Below are 16,480 nucleotides of genomic sequence, written 5' to 3'. Positions count from 1 at the left end.
GCTCTTCCCGTCTGCCGTACCGCGCATGCGCCTGACCAAACTCAAACTCTCCGGCTTCAAGTCCTTCGTCGATCCGACGGCCGTTGCCCTGCCCGGGCAACTGGTCGGCGTCGTCGGGCCGAACGGCTGCGGCAAATCCAACATCATGGATGCCGTGCGCTGGGTGCTCGGCGAGTCGAAAGCCTCTGAGTTGCGCGGCGAGTCGATGATGGACGTCATCTTCAACGGCTCGTCGAACCGCAAGCCGGTGTCGCGCGCCTCCGTTGAGTTGATCTTCGAAAACCTGCTCGGCCGGGCCCTCGGCCAGTGGTCGCAATACGCCGAACTGTCGGTCAAGCGGACGCTGACCCGGCAGGGGCAGTCGGACTACTTCATCAACAACCTGAAGGTCCGGCGCAAGGACATTACCGATCTCTTTCTCGGCACCGGACTCGGGCCGCGCGCCTACGCCATCATCGGCCAGGGCATGATCTCGCGGATCATCGAAGCCAAGCCGGACGACCTGCGGGTCTTTCTCGAAGAGGCGGCCGGCGTTTCACGCTACAAGGAACGGCGCAAGGAAACCAACGGCCGGCTGGAAGACACCCGGGAGAACCTGACCCGGGTCGAGGACATTCGCCTCGAACTCGGCAGCCAGATGGAAAAGCTCGAAGCGCAGGCCGAAGTGGCCCGCCGCTACCATGCGCTGAACGAACAACTGGTACAGCGCCAGCAGATATTGTGGCTGCTCAGGAAGCGCGAAGCGGAGAGCGAACGCCAGCGCGTAGCGCTCGAAGTCGAACGGGCGGTTACCGACCTCGAGGCGCAAAGCGCCGCGCTGCGCGAAACCGAAGCGCGCGCCGAGGAAACCCGCGAGGCCCATTTCGCCGCCGGCGATGCGCTGCATCTGGCGCAAAGCGAGATGTACACCGCCAATGCCGAAGTGGCCAGGCTGGAAGCCGAAATTCGCCATCGCCGCGAGTCGCGCAGCCAATTGGAGGCGCGCCTGGTGCAACTGGAAGGCGAACTGGCCCAATGGACCGAGACGGCCGAGCGGCTGGCCGGCGATCGGCTGAAGTGGGAAGAACTGCAGGAAATCACCCGCTTGCGCGTCGACGAGGCGGAGGAACGCCTGCACCAGCAGATGGACATCGCGCCGCAGGTCGAGGAAAGCCACGCCCAGGCGCAGGAAGAACTGCAACGGCTGCGGGCCCGGACGACCAACGGCGAGCAGCGCCTGGAGGTCGAGCTGACCAATAAGGCACACGCCCAGCGCGCCTTGCAGGCCATCACCCAGCGTCGCGAGCGGCTGCGCGAGGAGGGGGGCGGGCAGGATGCGCCGGATGCCCTCGACCTGGCCGAAAAGGAAGAAGAACTCTCGCTGTTGCGCGAGGAACTGGCCGGCGATCAGGATCATCTGCAACAGCTGCAGCAGGAATTGCCGCAACTGGAGGCCGCCCGCAAGCAGATGCAGGGCGAGCTACAGCGCATCGAGCGCGAACTGGCCGCTGGTCAGGCCCGCCGCGCCGCGCTCGAGCAGATGCAGGCCAGTGCCCGGCAGAGCGGCAAGTTGCCGGAATGGCTGCGCCGTCACGGGCTGGAAGAAGCGCCGCCGCTGTGGCAGCAGATCCATGTCGCAGCCGGCTGGGAATCAGCGGTCGAGGCGGTGTTGCGCGAGCGGCTCAATGCCATCGCCTGCGACGATCCGGCCAAGCTCGACGAATGGTTGCATGACCGGCCCGATGCCCGGCTTTCCGTTGTCCTCCCATCTGATACGGTGGCCGGCGAACCGGCCGGGCGGCTGAGCGAGCATGTGCGTAGCGATAACCCGGCGATAGCCGCCGTGCTGGCCGACTGGCTGGGTTCTGTATTTACCGCTGCGACGCTCGATGCCGCGCTGGCACGGCGGGCCGAACTGCCGCCGGGGGCGGTACTGGTAACGGCCGGCGGCGACCTGCTGAGCCGGGCTAGCGTCACCTTTTTCGCGCCGGACAAGAGCGAGCACGGCTTGCTCGAACGTCAGCGCGAAATCGAGGCGCTGGGCGAAGGGGTTGCCGCCTACGAAGAACAGGCCGAAGCGCTGCGCGAACAACTGTTGGTGCTCGACGAACAGTTCGGGGACAAGCAGGAAGAGATCGGCGAAACCCGGCAATACGTCACCGACCGCCAGCAGCGCGTGCATGCCGTGCAGCTTGAGGTGCTGAAACTCGGCCAGGCCATCGAGCGCTACCGCGAACAGAAGGAGCGCCTGCAGGAGCAAATGGCCGAACTGGCCGAAGAGGAAGAAACCGAGCGCGAGCGCGACATGGCGGCGGACGAGAAGATCGCCGAGGTGCGCGACGGCCTGTCCCGCATCCGCGTGCTGGTGGCCGGTGCCCAGGCCCGGCTTGACGACGCCGAGCGGGCGGTGCGGGCCGAACGCGAGCGCAACTCCGATTTCGACCGCGCCTTGCGCGAAGCCCAGTTCTCGCTGCGCGAAAGCGAAGGCAAGTTGCAGGATATTTTTGCCCAGCAGGCGACGGCCCAGCGGGAACTGAACCGTATCAAGAAGGATCGCGCCCAGTGCGCCGAGCAGGTCGAGGCCGCGCCAGCCGATGTCATGGAAGACAACCTGCAGGGCGCTCTGGAGGCCCGCCAGGAAAAGGAGCAGGCCCTGGCCCGCTGTCGCGATGCGCTGGAATCGGCGACCAATGCGCTGCGGGCGTTGGAAGAGCAGCGGATGAAGATCGAGCAGGGCCTGGAGCCGCTGCGCGAACGGATCGGCGATCTCAAGCTGAAGGAACAGGCGGCGACGCTCAATACCGAGCAGTATGCCCAGCAACTGCTCGAGGCCGGGGCCGACGAAGCCGCGCTGCAACAGGAATTGACGACCAACGGCAGCAATCTCCGGCCGGCTTCCCTGCAGGGTGAAATCACCCGGCTCGGCAATGCCATCGGTGAACTCGGCGCGGTCAACCTGGCGGCGCTTGAAGAACTGGACACGGCGACCGAGCGCAAGGGCTATCTCGACATGCAGGCGGCCGACCTGACCGAGGCGATGGAAACGCTGGAAAACGCCATCCGCCGCATCGACCGCGAAACGCGTGACCTGCTGCAATCGACTTTCGATACGGTCAACGGCCATTTCGGACAGCTTTTCCCCGAACTGTTCGGCGGCGGCCGGGCCGAACTGGTGATGACCGGCGAGGAAATCCTCGATGCCGGCGTCCAGGTCATCGCCCAGCCGCCGGGCAAGAAGAATTCGACCATCCATCTGCTGTCCGGCGGCGAAAAGGCGCTGACGGCGATCGCGCTGGTCTTCTCGATGTTCCAGTTGAATCCGGCGCCGTTCTGCCTGCTCGACGAGGTCGATGCGCCGCTCGACGACACCAATACGGAGCGTTTTTGCGGCATGGTGAAGAAAATGTCGGCAAACACGCAGTTTCTATTCATCTCCCATAATAAAATCGCCATGGAAATGGCCGAACAACTGGTCGGCGTAACGATGCAGGAGTCCGGCGTTTCGCGCGTTGTGGAAGTGGATATTGAGGAAGCTTTGAAAATGAGGGATGCGGCGTGACCGAACTTCAGATCGGATTGATTGGCCTTGGCGCAACGGCGGTGGTCGGCGTTTTCGCTTACAACAAGTGGCAGGAATATCGCCATCGCAAACTGGCCGAAGCGGTCTTCAAGCCGCAACACGAAGACGTGCTGCTCGGTGACGGGCCGAAGGTGACAGTCAAGCCGGTGCCGACCGAACGCAACGAACCCGGTCTTGGCGAGGAAGAATCGGCCGCATCGAGCGAGCGGGTCGAACCGATGTTTGCCGATGTCGAGCCGGAGGTCGACGCGGAGGACGCGTATGTTCCCGCTCCGGAATACACGCCACCGCCGGTCAGCGCACCGCTCGCCGCCGAGCCGTCGCCAGCCCCCGCTGCCGTCGCCCAAGCCGCACCGGCCGTTCCGGCCCCTGCTCCTGCACCCGAACGCTTGCTCGGCAAGCGCCTGGAGGATGAATCGAGCGACCTGCCGGCCAGCGCGCTGCCGGCCGAATTGCTTGATCCGCGTCTGGAATTCATCGTCGCCATGGAATTGGTCGAACCGGTTTCGGCGATCGAGATTCTGCAGTCGCAACGCGATGTCCTGTATCGCCTGAACAAGCCGGTGCACTGGCTCGGCTTCAACGAGCGCAGCCGCGAGTGGGAGCGGCTGGCTTCCGACAGCAATCTGCACCTGCGCCGCCTGCGCGTCGGGCTGCAACTGGTCAACCGCATGGGGCCGGTTTCCGAAGGCGATGTCGCGATATTTGCCAACGCCATGCAGGCGCTGGCCGACGAATTGATGGCGGTGGCCGACATGCCCTCGTCGCGCGTCTTCGACCAGGCCGCCGAGATTGATCGTTTCTGTGCCGCGGTTGACCTTGAAATCGGGGTCAATCTGATCAGTCGCGGCAATGCCTTTTCCGGCACCAAGATTCGCGCGCTGGCCGAAGCGGCCGGTCTGGTGCTCGGCATCGACGGCCTGTTCACCCGCTACGATGAGGCCGGTCGCGCCCAGTTCAGCCTGCAGAATTACGAAAGCACGCCTTTCACCGCCGAGTCGGTGCGCACGCTGACGACGCACGGCCTGACCTTCGTCCTCGACGTGCCGCGCGTCGACCACGGCGAGCGCGTCTTCATGCAGATGACCGAACTGGCCAAACGGTTCGCCGATACCCTGCAAGGTGCGCTGGTCGATGACAATCGTCAGCCGCTGTCCGATGCCCAGCTCGACCATATCCGTCGCGAATTCGTCGGCAAGCCGCAGGCTACGATGGCCAGTTTCGGCTTGCCGGCTGGCTCGGCCCAGGCCCTGCGGCTGTTTTCCTGATGGCGGTGCCGGTTGCGGAGGCCGAGCGCGCGGCTTGGCTGCGCAGCGAACTGGAACGTCACAATGTCGCTTATTACGTGCGCGATGCGCCGACCATTCCGGATGCCGAATACGACAAGCTGTTCCGCGAACTGCAGGGACTGGAAGCGCAGTATCCCGATCTGCTGACGGCCGATTCGCCGACCTTGCGGGTGGGCGGCCAGCCGCTGACTCAGTTTGCCCCGGTACGCCACGACGTGCCGATGTTGTCGATCCAGACCGAGACCGATACCGAGTCTTCCGGCGCCCTGAATTTCGACGCGCGCCTCCGGCGTGAGCTGGAATTGCCGGCCACCGCACCTTTCATCGAGTATGCGGCCGAATTGAAATTCGATGGTCTGGCGATCAGCCTGCGCTACGAGCACGGTGTGCTGGTGCGTGGTGCGACGCGTGGCGACGGCGTCACCGGCGAAGACGTGACGCAGAACCTGCGCACGCTGCGCCAGATTCCCCTGCGCCTCCTTGGCGCTGCGCCGCCGTTGCTGGAAGTGCGCGGCGAGGTGTACATGCGGCGTGACGACCTCGAGAAATACAACGCGGCCGCTGCGGCGCGGGGCGATAAGACCCTGGTTAATCCACGCAATGCCGCCGCCGGCAGTATTCGCCAGCTCGATCCGGCGATTGCCGCGAGCCGGCCGCTGTGTTTCTTCGCCTACGGCCTCGGTGCGGTCGACGGTTGGAACATGCCGGAAACCCACGCTGGCGTGCTCGACGCACTGGCGGCCTTTGGCCTGCCGGTCTGCGAACACCGCGCGGTGCTGGCCGGTGGCGAGGCGCTGGCCGGTTTCCATCGGCAGGTCGCCGAATTGCGCGACAGCCTGCCTTTCGATATCGACGGCGTCGTGTACAAGGTTAATAGCTTGGCGCTGCAGGCCCGCCTCGGTTTCCGCTCGCGCGAGCCGCGCTGGGCGGTGGCGCACAAATACCCGCCGCAGGAAGCGTTGACCGTAGTCGAGGCGATCGACATTCAGGTCGGCCGTACCGGTGCCCTGACGCCGGTGGCGCGCTTGGCGCCGGTCTTTGTCGGCGGCGTTACGGTGACCAATGCGACCTTGCACAATGCCGACGAAGTCGAGCGCAAGGGCGGCATCTGTGTTGGCGACACGGTGATCGTGCGTCGCGCCGGTGACGTCATCCCCGAGGTGGTCGGCGTCGTCGCCGAACGCCGGCCCGCTGCCGCACAGCCCTTCGCCATGCCCGACGCCTGCCCGGTATGCGGTGCCCACGTCGTGCGCGAGCCGGGCGAGGCGGTAACGCGCTGTTCCGGCGGTTTTTCCTGCAGTGCGCAGCGCATCCAGGCCATCCTGCATTTCGCCGGGCGCCGCATGATGGATATCGAGGGGCTGGGCGAGCGTTATGTCGAGCGCCTGGTCGAGTTCGGCTACGTGCATGGCGTTGCCGACCTTTATCGCCTCAAGCTCAATGACCTGCTCGAAATGAAGCGGCGTGCCGACGAGCGCGACGGCAACGTGGCGGAAACGGCCAAGGCCGGCCAGACACCGACGCGCTGGGCCGAGAATCTGCTCGACGGTATCGCCGCCAGCCGACGGCCCAGTCTCGCCCGCCTGCTGTTTGCGCTGGGTATCCGCCATGTCGGCGAGTCGACCGCCAAGACGCTGGCCGACTGGCTGGGTAGCATCGAGCGCGTACGCCGGGCGCCGGCACCGCTGCTCGCCGTGCTGCCCGATATCGGCGCTACGGTGGCGACGGCGATTGCCGACTTCTTTGCCGAAGAGCGCAATGTCCAGGCGGTCGACGAGCTTCTTTGCCCGGAAATCGGCGTTGCGCCGGCCGACGAGCATGCGCCGCGGCACGGCCTGGCCGAGCGGCTGACTTGGAGCGAGTTGTACGCGGTGCTCGGCGTACCCCGGCTGACGCCGGTGCGGGCGAGGCAACTGGCGGTCGTGATCGACGGGGCGACGCTGGCCACGCAGGGTATCAACGGTGCTGCGCTGTCGGGCGCCGGCATTCCCGGCGAGGTCATCACGGCACTTGGCGACTGGATGCAAGCACGCGGCAATCGTGGTTTGCTGGCGGCCGTGGCGACCCGCCGCGACGAACTGCTGGCCGCTCTGCCGGCCGCAACTGGGCAGGATGGCGCAGAGGCGCCGCTGGCCGGCAAGACCTGCGTTCTCACCGGCACGCTGCCGACGCTGAAACGCGATGAGGCAAAGGCGATGATTGAAGCCGCCGGCGGCAAGGTGGCCGGTTCGGTATCGAAGAAAACCGATTTCGTAGTGGCCGGCGAGGAAGCCGGCTCCAAGCTGGAAAAAGCGTTGGAGTTGGGCGTGTCGGTGATCGATGAAACAGAGTTGTTGAAATTGCTCGAAAAGGGAGTCGAAGAATGAAAAAAGTTCGCAAAGCTGTCTTTCCGGTGGCCGGTATGGGCACCCGTTTTCTGCCGGCCACCAAGGCCAGTCCGAAGGAAATGCTGCCGATCGTCGATAAGCCGCTGATCCAGTTTGCTGTCGAGGAAGCGGTCGCTGCAGGCATTACCGACATGGTCTTCGTTACCGGTCGTTCCAAGCGCTCGATCGAGGACCACTTCGACAAGGCCTACGAACTGGAAAGCGAACTCGAAGCGCGCGGCAAGAGCGAACTGCTCGAATTCGTCCGCAACATGATTCCGAAAAACATCAACTGCATCTATATCCGCCAGGCCGAAGCGCTCGGCCTCGGCCACGCCGTGCTGTGCGCCAAGCCGGTCATCGGCGACGAGCCGTTCGCCGTGCTGTTGGCCGACGACCTGCTCGACAGCGAGGTGCCGGTGATGAAGCAGATGACCGATACCTTCGACTACTACCGCTGTTCGGTCCTCGGCGTGCAGGATGTGCCGCGCGCCGACACCCGCAGCTACGGCATCGTCGATGCCCGTCGCGTCGCCGACCGTCTGGAACAGGTCAATGCCATCGTCGAAAAGCCGAAGCCCGAGGAGGCGCCGTCTACGCTGGCCGTGGTCGGCCGTTACATTCTGACGCCGCGCATCTTCCATCACCTGGAAACCGTCAAGCCGGGTTCCGGCGGCGAGATTCAATTGACCGACGGCATTGCTTCGCTGCTCAGTGAAGAACAGGTGCTGGCCTATCGCTATGCCGGGACCCGTTACGATTGCGGCTCGAAGCTCGGCTACCTGCAGGCGACGGTCGTCTTCGGCCAGCGCCACCCGGAAGTCGGGGCCGATTTCGATGCTTATCTGAAAAGTCTGGAGAAATAAATGGAGTTGCAAAAAGCCCGTGCGTTGTTGGCCAACGCTGACCTGATCCATTCCGAAGAAACCGTTCAGGCGGCGCTGGAGCAGGTTGCCGGCCTGATTCGCGAGCGCCTGGCCGAGACGAATCCGCTGGTTCTGTGCGTGATGACTGGCGGCGTGATCTTCTGCGGGCAGTTGTTGCCCAAGCTCGCTTTCCCGCTCGACTTCGATTACCTGCACGCCACCCGCTACGGCCCGGAAACCCAGGGCGGTAAGATTTCCTGGCGGATGGCGCCGTGGACCTCGGTCAAGGGGCGGACGGTGCTGGTTGTTGACGACATTCTCGACGAGGGCGTGACCCTGGCCGCGGTCAAGGAAAGCCTGATCCGCCTGGGGGCGGCCGAGGTGCTGCTGGCAGTCTTTACCGACAAGCTGAATGGCAAGGCCAAGCCGATTGCTGCCGATTTCGTCGGCTTGCCGGTGCCGGACCGTTTCGTCTTCGGTTTCGGCATGGATGTCGATGGCGCCTGGCGCAATCTGCCGGCCATTTATGCCATGAAGGAAGACTGATGAGCGGCGCGACAGTGGCCGATTTCATCGGCTACTGGGAAGTCGAAGGGCTGGCCTGCGCCAAGCGCGGCGACTACGAATGGATGGCCGGGCTGGTGCCCGGCCGGCGCGTGCTGGAAATTGGCAGCGGCGTCGGTTTTGCGACGCAGGCACTGGCGGCCCGCGGCCTCAGCGTGCTGGCGGTTGATGCGCTGGCCGAGTGCCTGGCGGCAACGCAAGCCCGTGTCGCGGGCCAGGACGTCACCCTGCTGCAGGCCGAGCTGACCGCCCTGAGTGATGAACAGCGGGCGCAGCTTGCCGCTTTCGCACCGGATAGCGTGGTCTGCTGGCTGATGGGCGCCCCGGCCGAAACCACCGGTGCGACGGCAAGCGATGGCGGTCAGGCGGTCGTCGCCTACCGGGAAAAGATTCATCGACTGGTGGCCGAACTGGCGGCCAGCCTGCCCAGCGTCCAGGCCCTGCACTATGTCGACCGGACGGCGATTTCCTGGCAGGCCAAGGATATCGGCCGCGACACGCTGGTTCGCTATCATGGCGGAAAAACTTTGCTCGATCTGCCGTTTGTCGCCGAACGCCGCAATGCGCTCTACCGCAAGCTCGACGACGGCGCCGTCGGCATGGCGCAACTCCGTAAATCGCACCCCTCGATGAAGAGCGTGGTGCCAGTGCTGGCCTCGTTGCTGGCTGAAAGGAAAAAATAAGATGTTGGCAATTATTGGCGGCAGTGGTCTGACGACCCTCTCCAACCTCGATGTGTCGCACCGCGAAGTGGTTCGCACGCCTTACGGCGAGCCTTCCGGTGCGGTGGTCTTTGGCCAGATCTGCGGTCAGCCGGCGATGTTTCTGCCGCGGCATGGCTACGGTCACACCATCCCGCCGCACATGGTCAATTACCGCGCCAATCTCTGGGCGCTGCATCATTACAAGGCCACCGGGGTCATTTCCGTGGCCTCGGTCGGCGGCATCCGCGGCGACCTGCAGCCGGGCGACATCGTGCTGCCCAATCAGATCATCGATTACACCTGGGGGCGCAAAGCCACCTACTTCGATGGCAATGGCACCCCGGTGACCCATGTCGATTTCACCGAGCCCTACGATCACGAACTGTGTCGCCGCATCCAGCAAGCCGGCGAGCAACTGCAGGTCGAGATCAAGGTCGGTGGCGTCTATGCCGCAACCCAGGGGCCGCGCCTCGAAACGGCCGCTGAAATCAACCGTCTGGAGCGCGACGGCGTCGATCTGGTCGGCATGACCGGTATGCCGGAGGCCGTGCTGGCCCGCGAACTCGGCATGCCCTACGCCGCCATCAACGTCGTCGCCAACCATGCGGCCGGCCGCGGCAGCAGCGCCAACGGCATCCACTTCGAAAGCCTCGACGTTGTGCTGCAGGAGGCCATGGGCCGGGTCAAGGCGATTATCGAAAAGCTGGTCGGCTGCCAGGACGCAGGCCAATCGGCCTGATGTCGTCGGCACGATGAGGTAATGCGCCGTGGTTAATCTGAAGGTTCAGCGAACCTTCAGATTGCCGGCCTGGCCTTATCATCTGCTTGGTCCCGCCGTCAGACCTTCAAGCGTTCCATCAACTCCGTTTCCAGGCGAATCCGGCTGGCGCTCTGGCGCAGGTCGCCGCCGCTGATCAGGAAGACGTCTTCGGCCCGCTCGCCGAGCGTGGTGATTTTCGCGGTGTGCAGGTTGGCGCCGTGCTCGGCCAGGGTGTTGGCGACGGTGTAGAGCAGGCCAGGGCGGTCGGCGGCGATCAGCGACAGGATGAAATGGGCGCCTTTTTCGTCACCGAGAATGCTGGCTTCCGGCTTGATCGGGAAATGCTTGACCTGGCGCGACAGCCGGCCGGCTGACGGGGCTTCCGGCGGTAGTTGCTGGATCAGGCGCTGTTCCAGTTCGTGTTCGATGTAAGGCACCATTTCACGGTTGTTGTCGCGGTTCATCACGTCGAGCACGACGAAGCTGTCGAGCGCGTAGCCATGCGCCGTGGTGTGGATCTTGGCGTCCACGATGCTGTAGCCGTTGCGGGCGAAAAAACCGACGATGCGGGCAAAGAGGTCGGGCTGGTCCTGGGTGTAGACCATCACCTGCAAGCCTTCGCCGTCCTGGTAGAGGCGGGCGCGGACGACCGGCTGATTGTTGTAGATGCGGTAATGCAGCGAGCGCGTGTGCCAAGCGATTTCTTCAGCCGAGTGGCGGAGGAAATAGACGGTATCGAGTTGCTTCCACAGGCGTTCGTGGACGGTCGCCGAGAGCGCGAAGAAGCGCAGCAGACGCATTGCCTCGGCCTGCCGCTCGGCGATGATGCCGTGCGGGGCGGGCGCTTCGCCCTGCCCGAGGTAGTGCAGCGTCAGGTAGTAAAGATCGGCCAGCAGCTTGCCTTTCCACTGGTTCCAGACCTTCGGGCTGGTGCCGCGAATGTCGGCGTGGGTCAGCAGGTAGAGGGCGGTAAGGTGGCGGGCATCGCCGACCCGGCTGGCGAAGCTGGCGACGACGTCGGGGTCGCTGAGATCTTCCTTCTGGGCGACCTGCGACATGTTCAGGTGGTTGCGGACCAGCCAGACGACGAGTTCGGTGTCTTCGGGCGATAGGCCGTGCGCTTCGCAGAATGCCTGCGTATCGCCGGTGCCGAGTTCCGAATGGTCGCCGCCACGGCCCTTGGCGATGTCGTGGAAGAGGGCGGCGACGTAGAGCAGCCAGGGCGTGTCGAATTCGCTCATGACGCGCGAACAGAGCGGGTATTCGTGGGCGAACTCGCTCATCGTGAAGCGGCGGATGTTGCGCATGACCTGCAGGATGTGCTGGTCGACGGTATAGACGTGGAACAGGTCGTGCTGCATCTGGCCGACGATGCGCCCGAAATTCGGCAGATAGGCGCCGAGTATGTCGAGCTGGTTCATCCGCCGGAACTCATGGACGACGCCGCGCTCGCTGTGCAGCAGGCGCATGAAGGCTGCGCGGTTGGCCGGATCGGCGCGGAACGCGTCGTCGATTACCGATTCGCCGGCACGCCACAGGGCGCGCAGCGTGCGGGCGGTCATCCCGTGCAGTTCGTGGCTTTCCTGCATGATCAGGAAACTGTCGAAAATGGCCGTCGGCTTCCTGGTGAAAAGGCTTTCGTCGCGGACGTCGAGCAGGTTGCCAACCGACTGGAAATCCTCGTCCAGCACTTGCGGCGTCTGCTCGCTTTCCGGCGCCAGCGCGGCGCCCATGTTCTGCAACAGGATGATGTTGAGGACGGTGACCGCCTTGGCGTTGCGGTAATAGCCCTGCATCAGCTGTTCGGACGCGCGCTTGGCATCGTTCGAAACAAAGCCGTACTGGGCTGCCAGCGTGCCCTGGTAGTCGAACAGCAGGCGATCTTCGCGGCGGCCGACGGTGAAGTGCATGCGGATGCGCAGGTGGCGGAGGTAATCTTCGCAGGCCTCGGCCTGGCGGGCACCTTCCTCGGTAAGGATGGCGCTTTTCGCGAGCTCGGCCCAGCTCGCCCCGTAACCGGCCGCCTTGGCGATCCAGAAAATGACCTGCAGGTCGCGCAAACCGCCCGGCGAGTCCTTGCAGTTCGGCTCCAGGCTATAGGGGGTTTCATTGAAGCGCAGGTAGCGCTCCTGCTGCTCCAGTCGCTTGGCCTCGAAAAAGACCAGCGGGTCGAGGTTGCCGTGCAGGCGTTTCTCGAAGGTTGCAAACAGCCTTTTGTTGCCGGTCAGCAGGCGTGCTTCGAGCAGGGCCGTTTGCACCGTAATATCCTTGGCCGCCTCGTTCAGGCATTCCTGGACGGTGCGCACGCTATGCCCGATTTCGAGGCCGATGTCCCAGAAGTGACCGACCAGCTGTTCGAGCTTTTCCTGCAGGGCCGGGCTGGCTTCCTGCGGCAGCAGGATCAGCAGATCGATGTCGGAGGCCGGGTAGAGTTCGCCCCGGCCGTAACCGCCGACCGCGGCCAGCGACAGCGACGCCGGGAAATTCAGCGATGCCCAGAGCTTTTGCAGAACGGCATCGACTTGCTGGCAACGTTGCCTGAGCAGCGCGTTGGCATCGCCGGTTTGTTCATATTGCTGCTGAAGCTGGCTTTGATTGGCTTTGACTTCGGCGCGTAGCGCGGCGACATGGTCCGACATCAGGCGATCCAGTCCGGTTTCGGGGGGCAACCGGCCGACAGGGTCATGATCTCGTAACCGCTATCGGTAACCAGCAAGGTGTGCTCCCATTGGGCGGAAAGGCTGCGGTCCTTGGTGACGATGGTCCAGCCGTCGGCCATTTCGCGGATCGCGGCCTTGCCGGCGTTGATCATCGGCTCGATGGTGAACATCATGCCGGGTTCCAGGCGGGGGCCGGTGCCGGCCTTGCCGTAGTGCAGTACCTGCGGGTCTTCATGAAAGTGCTTGCCGATGCCGTGGCCGCAGAATTCGCGGACGACGGAAAAACCGTTCTTTTCGGCATGTTTTTGAATGATGGCGCCGATGTCGCCCAGGTAGGCGCCGGGACGGACCACGGAAATCCCCAGCCACAGGCATTCGAAGGTGATTTCGCACAGCCGCCGGGCCATGATCGAGCCTTCCCCGACGATGTACATCCGGCTGGTGTCGCCGTGATAGCCATCCTTTATGGTGGTGATGTCGAGGTTGATGATGTCGCCGGTCTTCAGCACGCGGTCGCCGGGTACCCCATGGCAGACCTGCTGGTTGACCGAGGTGCAGATCGATTTCGGGTAGGGCTTGTAACCCGACGGTGCGTAGTTGAGCGGGGCGGGGATGCAGCCCTGGACATTGACCATCAGGTCATGGCACAGACGGTCGATTTCTTCGGTCGTGATGCCGGCCTTGACGAAGGGCTCGATGTAGTCGAGAACTTCGGAGGCGAGACGCCCGGCAACGCGCATTTTTTCGATTTCTTCCGGGGTCTTGATCGTGATGCTCATGGCTGTTCTATGTGGTTTGGGGAGAGGTCAAGGATAAAGGATGGATACTGTTTCGCAAAGCCGGGGGGCGGGTAAATGGCATACTTGCCAGCTTTCGTGGCGACAGGGTTGGCGATGAGTATTCTTCTGCTGGGTAAGGACGGTCAGGTTGGCTGGCAATTGCAGCGCTCACTGGCGCCGCATGGCCAGGTGGTCGCTTGCGGGCGGGCTGAGTGCGATTTGGCCGATCCGGCGCGGATTCGTTCCGTGATCCGGCAAGTCAGACCCTCGGTGATCGTCAATGCCACGGCCTATACCGCGGTCGACAAAGCGGAAAGCGAGCCGGAGCTGGCCCACCGGATCAACGCCGAGGCGCCGGGCATCCTGGCTGAGGAGGCCGCGGCGCTCGGCGCCCTGCTGGTCCATTACTCGACCGACTATGTCTATGACGGCTGCAAATCCACGCCTTACGTCGAGACGGATGCGACCGGGCCGCACGGTGTCTATGGCCGGACCAAGCTGGCCGGTGAGGAGGCGATTCGGGCGGTCGGCGGAAAATCGCTGATTTTTCGGACCAGCTGGGTGTTCGGGGCGCGCGGCGACAATTTCGTTAAGACCATCCTGCGTCTGGCGCGCGACAAGGAGAGTCTGGCGGTGGTCGACGACCAGACCGGTTCGCCGACCCCGGCGGCGCTGATCGCCACCGTCACCGGCGTGGTGTTGGCGATGCTGCGCCGCGGGCAGTCGCTCGAAGCCGGCGAAAGCCGTCTCTATCATCTGGCGGCGGCCCATCCGGTCAGTTGGTGCGAGTTTGCCCGGACCATCGTCGGGCTGGCCGGCCCGGCGCCGGGTTTTGATCTGCGTCTGAAGCCGGAAGCGATTCGGCCGATCTCCACCGCCGAATATCCGACGCCGGCCCGTCGTCCGGCCAATTCGCGCCTCGATTGCACCCGCCTCGAAAACGATTTCGGCTTGCAGATGCCCGACTGGCAACCCTATCTGGTGCGCATGCTGCAGCTGCTCGCACTCAAGCAGAACGGCTATTAGGCTTTTAGACCCTTCAATCTGCTGCTATAATCTGCGGGTTTTTCTCAGCCATCATGGCTGGAAAGAACGGTTGTGCACGTTATGTATGCAACCAAAATCCACACATTCGCCGATTAAGGGTGCGCGCCAGAACACAAGAATGGCGGGCGTTTCCGGCGGGTGGCGGTTCAACCCTTAAGGAGTTTTATTATGTCCGTAACCATGCGTCAAATGCTGGAGGCCGGTGTGCACTTCGGCCACCAAACCCGTTTCTGGTCCCCCAAGATGGCACCGTACATCTTCGGTGCACGCAACAAGATTCACATCGTCAACCTCGAAAAGACCCTGGCCAAGTACAACGAAGCCATCGCTTTCGTGAAGAAGCTGGCCGGCAATCGCGGCAACATCCTGTTCGTCGGTACCAAGCGTCAGGCTCGCGAAATCATCGGCGAAGAAGCACTCCGCGCCGGCGCGCCTTTCGTTGACCAGCGCTGGCTGGGCGGCATGCTGACCAACTTCAAGACGGTCCGCACCTCGATCAAGCGTCTGAAAGACATGGAAATCGCCGTCGAAGCCGGCGAACTCGAGCGCATGCCGAAGAAGGAAGCGCTGACTTTCCGTCGCGAACTGGAAAAACTGCAGAAGTCCATCGGCGGCATCAAGGATATGGCCGGTCTGCCGGACGCCATCTTCGTCATCGACGTCGGCTATCACAAGATCGCCATCACCGAAGCCAGCAAGCTGGGCATTCCGGTCATCGGCGTGGTCGATACCAACCACTCCCCGGACGGCGTTGCTTACGTCATCCCGGGTAACGATGACTCTTCGCGCGCCATTCAGCTCTACGCCCGTGGCGTGGCCGATGCCATCCTCGAAGGCCGCAGCCAGGTCATCCAGGAAATCGTTGCCGCCGGTGGCGATGACGAATTCGTCGAAGTCCAGGACGAAGCAGCGCAATAAGGTTGTAACGGCGGAGCGTCAAGCTCCGCCCGTTTTATAAGCTCAGGAGATAAGTATGGCGGCAATTACCGCAGGCATGGTGGCAGAACTGCGTGGCAAGACCGACGCACCCATGATGGAATGCAAGAAGGCGCTGACCGAAGCCGATGGCGACATGGTCAAGGCCGAAGAGATCCTCCGCGTCAAGCTCGGCAACAAGGCGACCAAGGCAGCCAGCCGCATCGCCGCAGAAGGTATCGTGGCGATCAGCATCAGTGCTGACGGCAAGACCGGCGCCATGATCGAAGTCAATAGCGAAACCGACTTCGTGGCCAAGAACGATGAATTCATTGCTTTGGCCAACGGCAGTGCCGCTCTGGTCGCTGCCAACAACCCGGCCGACGTCGCTGCGCTGTCCGCGCTGCCGATGGGCGAAGGCACCGTCGAATCGACCCGTTCCGCATTGGTCGGCAAGATCGGCGAGAACATGACGATCCGTCGTTTCGTTCGCTTCGAAGCCAAGGGCAAGCTGCAGTCCTACATCCACGGCGGTTCCAAGGTTGGCGTCGTGGTTGATCTGGTCGGCGGTGACGATCAACTGGGCAAGGATCTGGCGATGCACATCGCCGCTTCCAAGCCGAAGTCGGTCGACTCTTCGGGCGTTTCCGCCGAGCTGCTCGATACCGAGCGCCGTGTCGCCATCGAAAAGGCCCGCGAAGCCGGTAAGCCGGAAGCGATGCTGGAAAAGATCGCCGAAGGTACCGTTCAGAAGTATCTGAAGGACGTTACGCTGCTCGGTCAGGTCTTCGTCAAGGCTGAAGACGGCAAGCAAACCATCGAGCAGTTGTTGAAGGCCAAGGGCGCCTCCGTCGCCGGCTTCAGCCTGTTCCTGGTTGGCGAAGGCATCGAGAAGAAGGTTGACGATTTCGCTGCTGAAGTCGCCGCCCAGGCTGCCGCTGCTGCTGCCAAGAAGTAACAAGTAAGGACAT

At 63.5% G+C, this 16,480-nt stretch carries 12 protein-coding genes; 10 read left to right on the top strand and 2 right to left on the bottom strand.

The annotated features are described in order from the left end of the window. The first annotated feature begins 25 nt into the window (after nucleotides 1–25). Genes smc through KI611_RS14385 form a run of 7 tightly spaced genes read left to right on the top strand, consistent with a single transcriptional unit; the run spans nucleotide 26 to nucleotide 10,087 of the window. Nucleotides 26–3,538, top strand: a complete 3,513-nt coding sequence (gene smc / locus KI611_RS14415) for a chromosome segregation protein SMC (RefSeq protein WP_226419920.1) — start codon at nucleotides 26–28, stop codon at nucleotides 3,536–3,538. Continuing rightward, nucleotides 3,535–4,827 (top strand): cell division protein ZipA C-terminal FtsZ-binding domain-containing protein, encoded by a 1,293-nt coding sequence (locus KI611_RS14410; RefSeq protein WP_226416346.1) that lies wholly within the window; start codon nucleotides 3,535–3,537, stop codon nucleotides 4,825–4,827. Before smc ends, KI611_RS14410 begins: the two co-directional genes overlap by 4 nt. After that, on the top strand, nucleotides 4,827–7,214 hold the full coding sequence (ligA, locus tag KI611_RS14405) for an NAD-dependent DNA ligase LigA (RefSeq protein WP_226416345.1): 2,388 nt from the start codon (nucleotides 4,827–4,829) through the stop codon (nucleotides 7,212–7,214). Before KI611_RS14410 ends, ligA begins: the two co-directional genes overlap by 1 nt. Continuing rightward, complete coding sequence (gene galU / locus KI611_RS14400; protein WP_226416344.1) at nucleotides 7,211–8,080, top strand: UTP--glucose-1-phosphate uridylyltransferase GalU; 870 nt, start codon at nucleotides 7,211–7,213, stop codon at nucleotides 8,078–8,080. The genes ligA and galU overlap by 4 nt, the downstream gene beginning before the upstream one ends. Further along, the gene (locus KI611_RS14395) at nucleotides 8,081–8,626 is read left to right on the top strand and encodes a hypoxanthine-guanine phosphoribosyltransferase (RefSeq protein ID WP_226416343.1); all 546 of its coding nucleotides are present in this window, start codon (nucleotides 8,081–8,083) and stop codon (nucleotides 8,624–8,626) included. After that, a complete protein-coding gene (locus KI611_RS14390) occupies nucleotides 8,626–9,327 on the top strand; it encodes a class I SAM-dependent methyltransferase (RefSeq protein WP_226416342.1) in 702 nt (233 codons plus the stop codon). Before KI611_RS14395 ends, KI611_RS14390 begins: the two co-directional genes overlap by 1 nt. Nucleotide 9,328: 1 nt before the next feature. Next, nucleotides 9,329–10,087 carry an S-methyl-5'-thioinosine phosphorylase gene (locus KI611_RS14385; RefSeq protein ID WP_226416341.1) on the top strand — a complete coding sequence of 253 codons (759 nt, stop codon included), beginning with the start codon at nucleotides 9,329–9,331 and terminating at the stop codon, nucleotides 10,085–10,087. 98 nt (nucleotides 10,088–10,185) lie between these two features. On the opposite strand, the gene KI611_RS14380 is transcribed toward KI611_RS14385, so the two are convergent. Both KI611_RS14380 and map read right to left on the bottom strand, forming a co-directional pair. Beyond that, nucleotides 10,186–12,747 carry a [protein-PII] uridylyltransferase gene (locus KI611_RS14380; protein ID WP_226416340.1) on the bottom strand — a complete coding sequence of 854 codons (2,562 nt, stop codon included), beginning with the start codon at nucleotides 12,745–12,747 and terminating at the stop codon, nucleotides 10,186–10,188. Continuing rightward, the gene (gene map, locus KI611_RS14375; protein WP_226416339.1) at nucleotides 12,747–13,547 is read right to left on the bottom strand and encodes a type I methionyl aminopeptidase; all 801 of its coding nucleotides are present in this window, start codon (nucleotides 13,545–13,547) and stop codon (nucleotides 12,747–12,749) included. Before map ends, KI611_RS14380 begins: the two co-directional genes overlap by 1 nt. 114 nt (nucleotides 13,548–13,661) lie before the next feature. Here map and rfbD point away from each other — a divergent pair, with 114 nt between their 5' ends. From rfbD to tsf, 3 genes are all read left to right on the top strand, one after another. Beyond that, complete coding sequence (gene rfbD, locus KI611_RS14370) at nucleotides 13,662–14,573, top strand: dTDP-4-dehydrorhamnose reductase (protein WP_226416338.1); 912 nt, start codon at nucleotides 13,662–13,664, stop codon at nucleotides 14,571–14,573. 189 nt (nucleotides 14,574–14,762) lie between these two features. After that, nucleotides 14,763–15,512, top strand: coding sequence for a 30S ribosomal protein S2 (gene rpsB / locus KI611_RS14365; RefSeq protein WP_319002294.1), 750 nt, complete (start codon nucleotides 14,763–14,765; stop codon nucleotides 15,510–15,512). A gap of 55 nt (nucleotides 15,513–15,567) precedes the next feature. Beyond that, nucleotides 15,568–16,467 carry a translation elongation factor Ts gene (gene tsf / locus KI611_RS14360; protein WP_226416337.1) on the top strand — a complete coding sequence of 300 codons (900 nt, stop codon included), beginning with the start codon at nucleotides 15,568–15,570 and terminating at the stop codon, nucleotides 16,465–16,467. Nucleotides 16,468–16,480: the final 13 nt, after the last annotated feature.

The organism is Dechloromonas denitrificans, from assembly GCF_020510685.1.
Taxonomy (GTDB): domain Bacteria; phylum Pseudomonadota; class Gammaproteobacteria; order Burkholderiales; family Rhodocyclaceae; genus Azonexus; species Azonexus denitrificans_A.
Note: the sequence above shows the minus strand (reverse complement) of the source record. Positions and strands in the feature narration are given on the sequence as shown.

Bases quoted from the DNA above. Each gene is read 5' to 3' on its own strand.
- smc (WP_226419920.1), top strand. From the start codon at position 26: ATGCGCCTGACCAAACTCAAACTCTCCGGCTTCAAGTCCTTCGTCGAT.
- ligA (WP_226416345.1), top strand. From the start codon at position 4,827: ATGGCGGTGCCGGTTGCGGAGGCCGAGCGCGCGGCTTGGCTGCGCAGC.
- galU (WP_226416344.1), top strand. From the start codon at position 7,211: ATGAAAAAAGTTCGCAAAGCTGTCTTTCCGGTGGCCGGTATGGGCACC.
- KI611_RS14395 (WP_226416343.1), top strand. From the start codon at position 8,081: ATGGAGTTGCAAAAAGCCCGTGCGTTGTTGGCCAACGCTGACCTGATC.
- KI611_RS14390 (WP_226416342.1), top strand. From the start codon at position 8,626: ATGAGCGGCGCGACAGTGGCCGATTTCATCGGCTACTGGGAAGTCGAA.
- KI611_RS14385 (WP_226416341.1), top strand. From the start codon at position 9,329: ATGTTGGCAATTATTGGCGGCAGTGGTCTGACGACCCTCTCCAACCTC.
- KI611_RS14380 (WP_226416340.1), bottom strand. From the start codon at position 12,747: ATGTCGGACCATGTCGCCGCGCTACGCGCCGAAGTCAAAGCCAATCAA.
- map (WP_226416339.1), bottom strand. From the start codon at position 13,547: ATGAGCATCACGATCAAGACCCCGGAAGAAATCGAAAAAATGCGCGTT.
- rfbD (WP_226416338.1), top strand. From the start codon at position 13,662: ATGAGTATTCTTCTGCTGGGTAAGGACGGTCAGGTTGGCTGGCAATTG.
- rpsB (WP_319002294.1), top strand. From the start codon at position 14,763: ATGTCCGTAACCATGCGTCAAATGCTGGAGGCCGGTGTGCACTTCGGC.
- tsf (WP_226416337.1), top strand. From the start codon at position 15,568: ATGGCGGCAATTACCGCAGGCATGGTGGCAGAACTGCGTGGCAAGACC.